General features: G+C 71.3%; 7 protein-coding genes and 1 pseudogene. 4 read left to right on the top strand and 4 right to left on the bottom strand.

Features of this window, described 5'->3' with window-relative positions:
• Positions 1 to 33: 33 nt before the first annotated feature.
• The 3 genes from ACZ5SK_RS38275 to ACZ5SK_RS38265 form a co-directional block, all read right to left on the bottom strand.
• Positions 34 to 2,637, bottom strand: coding sequence for a glycosyltransferase family 4 protein (locus tag ACZ5SK_RS38275; protein WP_361707092.1), 2,604 nt, complete (start codon positions 2,635 to 2,637; stop codon positions 34 to 36).
• 184 nt (positions 2,638 to 2,821) lie between these two features.
• Positions 2,822 to 4,192, bottom strand: a complete 1,371-nt coding sequence (locus tag ACZ5SK_RS38270; RefSeq protein ID WP_457494679.1) for a polysialyltransferase family glycosyltransferase — start codon at positions 4,190 to 4,192, stop codon at positions 2,822 to 2,824.
• On the bottom strand, positions 4,192 to 5,178 hold the full coding sequence (locus tag ACZ5SK_RS38265; RefSeq protein ID WP_334577652.1) for a glycosyltransferase family 2 protein: 987 nt from the start codon (positions 5,176 to 5,178) through the stop codon (positions 4,192 to 4,194). Before ACZ5SK_RS38265 ends, ACZ5SK_RS38270 begins: the two co-directional genes overlap by 1 nt.
• Positions 5,179 to 5,376: 198 nt before the next feature.
• Between ACZ5SK_RS38265 and ACZ5SK_RS38260 the strand changes: the two genes are divergently transcribed.
• The 4 genes from ACZ5SK_RS38260 to ACZ5SK_RS38245 are packed head-to-tail and all read left to right on the top strand — an operon-like array spanning position 5,377 to position 10,186.
• Positions 5,377 to 6,765, top strand: a complete 1,389-nt coding sequence (locus ACZ5SK_RS38260; RefSeq protein WP_361707088.1) for a DUF6716 putative glycosyltransferase — start codon at positions 5,377 to 5,379, stop codon at positions 6,763 to 6,765.
• Positions 6,766 to 6,821: 56 nt separating this feature from the next.
• Positions 6,822 to 8,048, top strand: coding sequence for an N-acylneuraminate cytidylyltransferase (locus ACZ5SK_RS38255; protein ID WP_334577650.1), 1,227 nt, complete (start codon positions 6,822 to 6,824; stop codon positions 8,046 to 8,048).
• Between the two features lie 13 nt (positions 8,049 to 8,061).
• Positions 8,062 to 9,048 carry an N-acetylneuraminate synthase family protein gene (locus tag ACZ5SK_RS38250; RefSeq protein WP_468577175.1) on the top strand — a complete coding sequence of 329 codons (987 nt, stop codon included), beginning with the start codon at positions 8,062 to 8,064 and terminating at the stop codon, positions 9,046 to 9,048.
• 43 nt (positions 9,049 to 9,091) lie between these two features.
• Positions 9,092 to 10,186 (top strand): hypothetical protein, encoded by a 1,095-nt coding sequence (locus ACZ5SK_RS38245; protein WP_468577174.1) that lies wholly within the window; start codon positions 9,092 to 9,094, stop codon positions 10,184 to 10,186.
• Here ACZ5SK_RS38245 and ACZ5SK_RS38240 read toward each other — a convergent pair.
• Positions 10,176 to 11,805: pseudogene (locus ACZ5SK_RS38240) on the bottom strand (nuclease/transposase family protein). The gene ACZ5SK_RS38245 and the pseudogene ACZ5SK_RS38240 sit on opposite strands and share 11 nt — an antisense overlap.
• Between the last annotated feature and the right edge of the window lie 36 nt (positions 11,806 to 11,841).

Genomic DNA, 11,841 nt, shown 5'->3' with positions numbered 1-11,841 from the left:
TTGTACGCGTGTGCGGCTTGTACGCGTGTGCGGCTAGTCCGACTTCAGGAGCCGCGCCGAGCGGTTGCCGAGCTGGACGCGGACGGCTTCCTTGCGTGCGAGCTGCCGGATCGACCGGCCGCGCGGGCCGAGCAGGTTCGCGACCCGGGCGACCTCGTTCCAGACCCGGGCGCGGTCGCCGCCGGCGATCGCCGCGGCGGACAGCAGCCGGCACGCCTCCTCCGGCTCGCCGCGCCGGGCCTGTATCTCCGCCATGCCGATGAGGACGTCCACCGGCTGTCTGCGGCGCAGGATCTCGGTGCCCACGCGCAGCGCGTCGTCGTGCTTGCCCGCGTCGAAGTGCCGGGCGAAGTCCTCGGCGAGGTACGTGCCGTGCCGGGCGAGTACCGCGGAGAACGGCGCGTGGGGCGAACCGCCCGCGGTCTCCTCGTCGGCGTCCTGCCGCCGCACGGCCTCGCCCGGCCCCGGCAGGCCCAGTGCCGTCGTCATCCGGGCGGCGAAGGCGGGGATGTCGAACAGCTCCTCGACGTCGCCGTACTCCGTCTCGGAGACCTCCTCGTCCAGCACCCGGCGCAGCGCGTCGAGCGCCGCGTCGGGCGTGTACTCGGCGAAGGATCGGTAGCCGGGGACGCCCTCCAGCACCTCCCGGGACCCGACCCGGTGGTAGGTGACGGTGCGCAGCCGCTGCTGCACCGCCTCGACCACCGACAGCGGCATCGGGTCGTCGACGCTGGACAGGAAGAAGACGTCGGAGGCGGCCAGCTCCTCGCGCACCCGGTCGCGGGAGAGCGCGCCCATCCACTCGACGCGGTCCGACAGGAGGGTGGAGGCGCCGATGCGCCATGTCCTGTGGCCGATCCAGGCGAACCGCCACGGCAGACCCTGCCCGTAGGCCAGTTCGGCGACCCGGGAGAACAGGTCGAGGCCCTTGCGGTCCTGCATGGAGCCGACCATCACGATCCGCGGCCGCTCACCGGGCGTGCGTCTCGCCCGCGCGCGGTGGGTGTCGCGCGGGACCGTGTTGTAGACCACCACCGGATCGCTCACGCCCAGCTGGCGGAACATGTCGGCCTGCGCCGTCGAGACGCACAGCACCTTCAGCCGCGGCAGCAGAGTGAGCATCTCCTGGTGGCGCAGCGTGTGCTGCCCGCCCTCGAAGTTCATGACGTACTCGGTCTCGTGGGCGTACAGCACCACGGACTTCCCCTGGTCCTGCAACGCCTGCACCAACTCGTTGGCCAGTGCGGAACGCCAGAACGGGGCCAGGCTGTTGACCAGGACGATCTCGGCGCCCGCGAGGTCGGCCAGGACGTCCTCGGCGCGGCTGTAGGCCCCGAGGTCGAAGTAGCGGACGTCGACCGGGCTCTGCGCGAGCAGCGCCTGCGTGTAGGTGAGGACGGGGATCGCCACGCCGGTGACGTAGGAGAAGCCGAGGCCCAGCACGGCCAGCGAGCGCGGCCGGTCCATGCGGCCCTGCACGGCGCGCAGCGCCCGCTCGGCCCGGGTGAGCCCGGCACGTCCGCCGTCGTCGGCGGACGCCCAGCGCGGGGCGGGCGGTTCGGCGGGCACGGCGGCCTGCTCCACGAGGCGCAGGACGCGCTCGGGGACGTCGTCCTGGAAAGCGATGAAGTGCTCGACGGGCTCACCGTGCACATTGGCCGGGAACTTGCCGGAGCGCTGGAGGTCGGCGACCACGTCGACGAGTTCTCCGACGGTGCCCACGTTGCGCAGCAGCGGGTGGTTGACCGTGGGGAAGACGATGTTGAGCGGGGGCGGGCTGAACAGGATCAGCGGAGTGCCCGCCCGCAGAGTCTGCAGATAGGTCGTGGAGAAGAAGGTGACCGCGAGGTCGTAGCCGTCGAGCCCCTCGGCGTCCAGCAGCGCCTTCTCGTCCAGGACCGTCACGTCCGGGAGGGTGCGCAGCCAGGTGAGGTGGCCGTCGAGGGTGGAGGGGTGCGGCTTGATCTCCACCTCGCCGAACGCGGTGAGCGCGGCGCACAGTTCGGTGAGCTGTTCGCGGTGGTCGTCGCGGGAGAGCTTGTTCTGGTTGCTGAGCGGCTGGTCGAGCACCACGACGCGCAGCGGCTCGCCGGGGTCCTTGGCGTGCCGGTGGGTGGTGGAGCGGGCCGCCCGCAGCAGGGCCGGGTCGTCGCTGTGGCCGAGGGCGCCGGTGATGTGGACGGGCGGGTCGGCGTCCGCGGAGCGGAACAGCAGGTGGTGCGCGGTCGCCGGGCCCCAGACGCAGACGGCGGCGGGGGAGGAGGAGCCATAGTACCAGTTCTGGTCGTGCAGCCCCGCGTCGGTCTTCTTGAAGTGGAAGTCGAGGTGGCCGTCCTGGACGAGGATCAGCGGCACGGTGCGGCCGAGCGTGGCGGCGACCCGGCGGCCGCGCTGCGACTGGTCGTTGAAGAACACCAGCCGGTCGATGCCCTCTGCAACTGCGAACGCTCGTATTCGGTGCCCGAGTTCCTCCAGGAACTCCGCGTCGCTGAGCGCCTCGTCCACCGTGAAGAGATTGCGGGCCAAAAGATCGTCGAAACGGGCCCTGGCCTCTTCTTCGATCCATCCCGCGACGTTTCCGTCCCGGTCGGCGGTGACCAGCAGGAACGAGTGGGCGTCGGCCCCCTGAGCACGCATGATCTCAGAGGCGAGGCCGACACCGTTTCGGTTCTCGACAAACACGGCGATGCGCATCGGTGTACCAGTCCACTCCGGGTACGTGGGGCAGCGGGAAGACGCCCTTCTTTTGTGAATGAAATACGACCCTTTACCCAGAGCGCGGAACCCGAAAAGAACGCGCGATGAACGTCCTGCGCAGATGTCATTTCATCCGGCGGACCCTCCTGCGCAGGGCCCTCGCCCGCTGCACCACCCGGCGCGCGGTGGAGTTGTGCGGCAGGAAGGTGAGCCGTTCCGGGATCCCGCCCGGCAGTCCCAGCGAGGTCAGCCGCCTGCGCTTGAAGTACCGCTTGGTGCGCGGCCCCAGACGGGTGCGCAGATACCGCTCGGCGACCGGGCGCAGGCCGGGGTGGAGCTGGGCCTGCATCACGAAGCCGACCGCCCGGACCAGCTCGGTCAGCGTCTGCGGCGGGACGGGCTGCTCCTCCTCGCGGTCCTCCAGGTCGGCCAGCAGCGCGTCGGCCAGCACCAGCGGCACCCGGTTGCTGTTCTGGTACGGGGTGAGCCGCTCCAGCAGCGACCCGGTGCCCACGCGGGCGACCTCCAGCTCGTACAGGGCGGACGCGGTGAACAGAGCGGTGGAGAAGCAGCCGACGACCAGCGCGGGCCGCGCCTTGACGAACAGCACCTCGGCCAGCACCGGCAGCTCCAGGACCGTCAGCCGCACGCCGAGCCGCTCCGCCTCGGTCTCCAGGGCGCGGCTGAAACGGGCCGGGGCGCTCGGATGCGGCTTGAAGACGACGGCGCGGTGACCGCGGGCCACGGCGCCCCGCAGCATCCGCACATGCAGGTCCTCCTCCTCGTCCGGGGAGAGGATCTCCAGCGCCGACAGGTACTGGCCGAGCAGCAGCGCGCAGTCGTCGGGCAGCGGCGGCAGGTCGGGCACGGAGTCGGCGATCTGGCCCAGCACCTTCAGGAACGCCGCCGTCGGCACGATCCGCGCGGGCACCTCGAACTCGGTGAGCAGCAGCGGCACCAGGCCCGGCACCAGGTCCAGGTGGAGCAGCCGCCGCACCCGGGTGCCGATGAGGGGGTCGAGCTTGTTGCGGGTGGGCCCGTAGCTCATCAGCCCGTCGGCGTAGACCTCGACGGGCGCCCCCGGGAACAGCTGGGCGATGGCCTGGGCGGGGTTGACCTGGATGGACTCCAGGACGATCGCCACCCGGTCGTCGCCCAGGCCCCACAGCAGCCGCAGATGGCGCTCCAGGAGGGGGACGTCGTCGGGGCGCGGCGACCAGGCGCTCGGGTGGAAGGGGCTGATGGCCTCGTTCCAGGAGAGCACCTCGTCGAAACGGTCCCGCAGCGGCTCGAAGCCGGCCATCTCGTCGAGGGCAGGGGCGGTCTCCGGCGTCGGCGCGGTGTTGCACACCAGCAGCAGCCGCCGGTCCGCCGCCGGGAAGCAGCCGGCGTCGAGCGCGGCGGCGAGGGTGGCGGCGCCGTAGAGGGTCGAGGCGCAGAAGATCTGGGTCGTACGGCTCGCGGCGGAGGGGATGGCGGAGGGGGTGTGGGTCATCAGGCGGCCGCCTTGGCGGAGGTGATCTGGCGGCGCAGTCGCCGCAGCTTGGAGGAGCGCCGCAGGTCCATGCGGTCGAGGACGTCGGTGAGGAGTTCCTGCGGCATCCGCTTTATCGCGGCCGAGCTCATCGTGCGCAACTGCCTGGCGACGGCCGGCTCGAACTTGTCGGTCTCCGCGAGGTGGTGGGCGATGATCGCGCAGTACGTGCGCACCGCCTTCGGCAGCAGCCTCTCGGCGTCCGGGTCGGCGGCCGTCTCCTCGATGACCTGGTCGAAGGCGCGGATGAAGTCCAGCTGGCGGACGTCGCCGATCTGGGTGAGGGAGGAGGCGACGCCGCGGCGGTAGAAGACGCCGTGCAGGTTCACCACGGCGAACGAGTCCGCCCGCCGGTGCAGTTTCCAGATCCAGGGCCGGTCCTCGGCGGTGCGCAGCCCGTCGGTGAAGTGCAGCAGGCCGCGGTCGAGGAGGCGGCGGTGGTAGACGCCGGCCCAGGCGTAGGCGTAGTCGACGGACGTGGAGCGGTCGGCGGGCAGGATCGCCGCGCGCGGGTCGAGGACCTCGCCGCGCAGCCCGTGCGGGTGGCGGACGATCGTGCGGGTGCGGCCCGTGGCCTGGACGTGGTCCGTGCGCACGAAGTCGCAGCCCAGCTCCTCGATCGCGGCGACCAGCCGGCCGAGGTGACCGCGGGCGAGCCAGTCGTCGCCGTCCAGAAAAGTCAGGTATTCGCCCTGGGAGGCATCGAGGCCCGTATTGCGTGCGGTGGCCAGACCGCCGTTCTCCTCATGGCGGACATAACGCACCTGGGCGACCTTCGAAAGTCCCTCGACAGCCCGTTCGAGAATGGCCGGAGTTTCATCTTCGGAATGATCATCGACCAGTACGAACTCGAAATCGTGACTGGCGTTCAGATGAAGACTTCTCAGCATGTCCGGGGCGTATTGGCGGACGTTGTAGAACGGCACGATCACAGAAAGCTTTGGCACCTGAGGAACCCTAGAAGGGGCTGCGGCGGCACAACTTTCCGTCGCGGAGACAGGGAGTGAACTGAATGTGTCGGAATAGTGCACCCCATGTTCTCAAGGGTAGTTGACGGGCCAGTTCGGTGTTCGGTGGCGCGTTGTTAACGTCTCGTTGAGTACGGGTTGGGCAAAGCCAGGGATTTGCTTTCTAGCGTCTTCGCCGTGCCAGCAAGTACTGCGAACACCCCACGGATTGCCGTCCTCGCGGACTCCGACACCCGATGGAAATGGGGTGCGCTGACCGCGACCCGTATCGCGCCGTCCATGGAAGCCGGAGCCGGAGCCGGAACCGGAGCCGGACGTCAGGCGCAGGCCGCCCCCGTCCTCGACGGTTTCCTGCTGCGCGGCCGGGCGACCCCCACCCCGCGCCAGCTGGCCGAGGTGGGCGTGCACGCCGACTCCCTGCGCGAGGTCACCGCCGTCGAGTTCCTGCGCGCGATGACGCGGACCTCGTACGACGTCCTCGTCCTCGCGCTCGTCGGCGGCGGCGTCCAGGCGATGCTGCACGGCCTCAAGCGGATCTGGGAGGACGACGCACCGGGCCCCCGCACGCGCCCCGTCGTCGTCACCGGCTATGTCGGCGTCGTCTACGAGAAGCTCACCGACGGTCTGCTGCTGCGGCACGGCGCCGACCTCGTCCTCGCCAACTCCCGCCAGGACGCAGAGCGTTTCCGCGCCGTGTACGAGGGGGTCGGCGCCGACGCCTCAGCCGTGACCGAGGTCGCGCTGCCCTTCCTCGGCGGTACCCCGTACACGGGTGAACACGACCCCTACACGGTCGTCTTCGCCGCGCAGCCCTCCGTGCCGGAGAACCGCAGGGACCGCACCTACCTGCTGAACCGGCTGGTGCAGCACGCGCGGCTGCACCCCGGGCGCGAGGTGCTGCTGAAGCTCCGCTCGAAGCCGGGTGAACACACCACCCACATCGAGGAGCTGCCCTACCAGAAGCTGGCACACAGGGGCGATCTGCCGCCCAACTTCCGCCTGGTGTACGGAAACATGGGCGAGGTCCTGGACCGTGCCGACCTCATGGTCACGGTCAGCTCGACGGCCGCCCTGGAGTCCCTGCACCGCGGTATCCCCACGGTCGTCCTCACCGACCTCGGGGTGCGCGAGGCGCTCGGCAACCACCACTTCGCCGGCTCCGGCTGCCTCGCCTCCTGGGACCAGCTCGACGCCGGGCACCGCCCCGCCCCCGACGCGGCGTGGGTGGCCCGCCAGGGCGTCGTCCCGGGGGGCGCCCCCTCCGGGGGAGGCTCGTACGCCTCCTCCTGGGATGTGGCCCGCGAACGCATCGCCGAACTGCTCCACCGGCCCGGCGGCCTCCCGCCCCTGACCTCCTACTACACGCCCGCCACCGCCCCCGGCTACCTCCCCGGCATCCTCGCCCGCCACCACCTCGGCCCCGACGGCAGCCCCCTGTCCGGCGCCCCGTCCACCGACAAGGACCCGGGCCCGGTCCGCCGCGTGGTGCGCCGAGCCGCCCGCGGCGCCTACCGCCATGGAGTCCAGCGCGTCGCCCCGGTGATCCGGCGGATGGGGGAGCTGTGACCTCCGTGACCGCTGCGACCTCTGTGACCGCTGCGACCGTTCAAGGAGAAGTGCCCATGTCCGACTCACCCGCGCGGGCGCGCCGCGTCCTCGCCGTGATCCCCGCGCGCGGCGGCTCCAAGGGCGTCCCCGCGAAGAACCTCGCCCCCGTGGGCGGTGTACCGCTGGTCGCCCGGGCGGTCCGCGAGTGCCGGGCGACCCGGCTCGTCACGGACGTGGTCGTCTCCACCGACGACCAGGCCATCGCCGCCGCGGCGCGCGAGGCCGGCGCCGAGGTCGTGCTGCGCCCGGCCGCCATCGCCGGCGACACCGCCACCTCCGAGGCCGCCGTCCTGCACGCACTGGACGTCCACGAGGCGCTGCACGGGGCGTCCGTCGACGTCGTTCTGCTCGTCCAGTGCACCAGCCCCTTCCTCGTCCGTGAGGACGTCGACGGGGTGGCCGGCGCCGTCGTCGAGCAGGGCGCGGACACCGCGGTGACCGTCGCCCCCTTCCACGGCTTCGTCTGGCGCCACTCGGACGAGGTGAGCGAGGGCGGCTTCGGCGTCAACCACGACAAGTCCTACCGCGCCCGCCGTCAGGACCGCCCCCAGGACTTCCTGGAGACCGGCGCGGCCTACGCGATGGACGCGGCCGGCTTCCGCAAGCACCGGCACCGTTTCTTCGGCCGCACCGAACTCGTGCGCACCGACCCCGCCCGGGTGCTGGAGATCGACGACCCGCACGACCTGGCCCGCGCCAGGGCGTTGGCGCCCCACTTCGACGCCGACCGGCCGGGCGCCCTGCCCACCGCCGACGACATCGACGCCGTCGTCCTCGACTTCGACGGCACCCAGACCGACGACCGGGTGCTGATCGACTCCGACGGACGGGAGTTCGTCTCCGTCCACCGCGGCGACGGCCTCGGCATCGCCGCCCTGCGCCGCAGCGGCCTGCGGATGCTGATCCTGTCCACCGAGCAGAACCCCGTCGTCGCCGCCCGCGCCCGCAAGCTCAAGCTCCCGGTGCTGCACGGCATCGACCGCAAGGACCTCGCCCTGAAGCAGTGGTGCGAGGAACAGGGCGTCGCGCCCGAGCGCGTGCTCTACGTCGGCAACGACGTCAACGACCTCCCCTGCTTCGCCCTCGTCGGCTGGCCGGTGGCGGTCGCGAGCGCCCATGACGTCGTACGCGGCGCCGCCCGCGCGGTCACCACCGTCCCCGGTGGCGACGGCGCGATCCGGGAGATCGCCGGCTGGATCCTCGGCCCCTCCCTCGCCTCTCCCGCTCCCCTCACCCGGTAAGGAACGTCCCGCCATGAGCTCCAGCACTCCCACCAGCACCAGCACCCCCGCCAACACCCCCACCAGCATCAACTCCCGCCTGCGCTTCCTCGGTTCGCGCCCCGTCGGCCCCGGTCACCCCGTCTACGTCACCGGCGAGATCGGCATCAACCACAACGGCGACCTCGACAACGCCTTCAAGCTGATCGACGCCGCCGCCGACGCCGGCTGCGACGCCGTCAAGTTCCAGAAGCGCACCCCCGAGATCTGCACCCCGCGTGACCAGTGGGACATCGAGCGCGACACGCCCTGGGGCCGGATGACGTACATCGACTACCGCCACCGCGTCGAGTTCGGCGAGGACGAGTACCGCCGGATCGACGCGTACTGCAAGGAGAAGGGCATCGCCTGGTTCGCGTCCCCGTGGGACACCGAGGCGGTCGCCTTCCTGGAGAAGTTCGACGTCCCCGCCCACAAGGTGGCCTCCGCCTCCCTCACGGACGACGAACTGCTGCGCGCCCTGCGCGGCACGGGCCGCACGATCATCCTCTCCACCGGCATGTCCACGCCCAAGCAGATCCGCCACGCCGTCGAGGTCCTCGGCTCGGAGAACATCCTGCTCTGCCACGCCACGTCCACCTACCCGGCGAAGGCCGAGGAGCTCAACCTCCGCGTGATCAACACGCTGGAGCGGGAGTACCCCAACGTCCCGATCGGCTACTCCGGCCACGAGACGGGCCTGCAGACCTCCCTCGCCGCCGTCGCCCTCGGCGCCGTCTTCGTCGAGCGCCACATCACCCTCGACCGCGCGATGTGGGGCTCCGACCAGGCGGCCTCCGTCGAACCGGGCGGCCTCAACCGTCTCGTCCGCGACATCCGCACCATCGAGGCGTCCCTCGGCGACGGCGTCAAGAAGGTCTACGACTCCGAGCTCGGCCCCATGAAGAAGCTGCGCCGTGTGTCGGGCGTCGTCGCGGAGGCGGAGATCGCGGCGGCGGCGGGCGAACCGATCGCGGTGTGACCCGAAGTACCCCTCCGATGCCTTACGGGATGGTCGTCCGACGATGAGTCCTCGCGCCGGGAAGAACACCGGCCCCACCCCCCGCACCCTCGCCTTCGTCGAGAGCCCGGTGCAGCTCCTGAACGTCCTGGAGTGGGCGCACGCCCGGCAACTCCACCGGAAGGAGCCCGGCGCGGGGTTCACGCTCGTCGTCCTGTCCCCGACCGACCCGATGACCCGCGGCCAACTGCGTCGCATGGCCGAACTGGCCCGCAAGGAAGGCCACACCGTCCGCTGGGAGGAGGCCCGCGGCGGCGCCATGGCCCCCTTCCGCACGATCGGCGGCCTCACCCGGCTGCTGCGGCGCGCGGAACGGATGGTGATGGGCGACCCGTTCTCCCGTTACGTCCAACTGCTGCTGACGATCACCAGGGCGGCCGAGCTGGTCGTGGTGGACGACGGCACGTCCACGATGGAGTTCGTGGGCCAGCTCGCCCGCGGGGAGCGCCTTGTGCGCTGGCATCGCAAGGGCGGCCGGTCCGGCCTGCGCGACGTGCTGTTCGCCCCGGTCTCCGGCGCGGCCCGCCGCCGCCTCACCCCGAGCGCGGACCACCGCGTCGAGGTCTTCTCCGCCATGCCGATCAAGGACGCCCCCGACGGCGTCACGATCACGGCCAACGACTTCGCCTGGACCCGCGACCGCTTCGGCCCGCCCCGCGTGACGAAGAGCGCGGACCTGGTGGGCACCTCGCTGGTCGAGACCGGGGTCGTGGACGCCGACCGCTACCTCTCGGCGGTCCGGGCGCTGGCCGCGGCCCACGGCGCCACCCGCTATTTCGCGCACCGCCGCGAGAGCGCGGAGAAACTCCACCGAGTGGCGGTCGAGACGGGCCTGGAAGTGGTCCGCCCCGACCTCCCTCTGGAGCTGATCGCCCGCAGAGGCCCGATAGGCCGGACGGTGCTCAGTTTCCCGTCCACGGTCGTCCACACGCTGCCCCTGGCCCTCTACGGGACGGTGGTACGGGTGGCGGTCTGCGACATCGACCCCGCCTGGCTGACGGAACACGCCTCGCCGAGAGCCCGGGACTTCCTGTCCGGCGTCACGGGAACGGCGACGGACGTCCACCGACTGACGGCGGTGACCGTTCCTAGTCAGTGAGCAGGAGTGAGTGTTGTACCCATACCTGGTCACTGCGGACATCCCGAACGGTTTTGGGTGTCCTGGTCGCCCGCGTACTCGCCGCGTCCGGCTGCACGGATCGTGTCCGTGGTCCGGGAACGCGGGGGCGGGGTCCCTCACGCCCAGGAGCCTGCGGCCCGGCCTGGACGGTCCGATGCCCGCGACGATCACTCTGGTCGTCGCGGGGCGGTGCCGTCCGTCGCCGGATCGGGTACCCCTGGGCGCGTCGTCCGATCGCGATGCTCGCTGCATCGTGACGGGTCGTCTTACGAGTCCTGCTGGTGAGGGGCTTCTGCCAGTGCTGGGCGCCCCAGCGGCTGGTGTAGGCCGGATCGACAGCGATGATCGCGATGCCGGTGGCGTCGGCCATCGACGTGAGCCGGGCGCGGAGCCTGCCCGTGGGCATACCGGAGATCAACTGCCTGAAGCGGCGCTTACGGCCGTGCTTCTCGCGGGTCTTCTCCGCCGCGAAGTCCAGATCCTCCACGGCGATGGCCTTCACGCCGCAGGTCCTGGCCCAGTTCAGCAGCCGGGACAGGGCATGCCGCACCTGGGCGTCACGATGATCTGCGGTGCCCGAAAGATCGTAGGAGAAGCGGCGGGGCCGGCCGGTCGGGTTGCCGTGCACGTCGAGCCGCCAGGCGGCGAGGTGGTCGGCATTGGTGTCCACAGCGATCACGCCGTCAGCCAGGGCGGCTTCCAGCGGGATGGTCCTGGCGGGCGGGATCTGCCAGGAGGCAGTCAGGTACCAGCGTCCACGGCCTGCGTCCAGGTGGATGCGGTAGGCGACAGCCCGGTTCGCCTCCACGCGGTCGGCCCACTCCTGCCCCCGGTGCGCAAAGCGCACCGGGGCGGCGAGCACGTACCGGCCGTGCTTGGCGTTCGCCAGCTCCCTGAGGGGCGCGGGGAGCTTGATGCTCACCTCTCCGTCCGCGGTGACGCGGATCGTCTCGTTGCCGAAGCGCTTGCCGGACTCACCGTCCGCCTGAAGAAACCAGCGCCCGGCTTCCCACCGCTTTCGCCACTGGTCCTCGGTGAGCTGCGCGGCGTCGAGGTTGTGGCGGGTGCCCAGCAGACGTCTACCGCCTCGTGCCACGCGGACGACACCGGCCTCACGGTCAGCTCGTGCCTGGTTGAGCCGGTCTTCGAGGACATGCAGGCGGCGGGACTTGTTAAACCACTCGTGCGCGGAGCGGTAGCCCCCCCCGGAGCCCGCTTGGCGCCCTTGTGGCCGACCGGCAGCGACAGGCGGTGCGTGATCGTACGGACACCGGCCTCAAGAGACTGGATGTGCGCGGTCTGCCCGCGACGGGCCAGCGCCCATTGATCGTGCGTGGCCTTCGTCATCGCACCTGCCCACCGCGATGACGACTCGGCCGTCAGATCCGCTTGCGGGCCGCCCACGTGTCGGTGGAGTGCTCCAGCCCGTCAGCGCACCGTGCCTTGAGATCACGGGAGGCGAGCGAGCCGAGATGCGCACCGACCAGAGCGAGCACCTTCTCATCGGCGGGTGCGAGCTGCTTCAACCGCGTACGGACTGCCACCCCCGAGGGGCCGGCGGCAACGAACGACGCCGCAAGCTCCCGCAACCCGCCCACCCCCCGTACGGCCCCTCGAAAACCCGATCACCCCGC

The sequence above is a fragment of the Streptomyces sp. NPDC031474 genome, from assembly GCF_055581185.1.
Note: the sequence above shows the minus strand (reverse complement) of the source record. Positions and strands in the feature narration are given on the sequence as shown.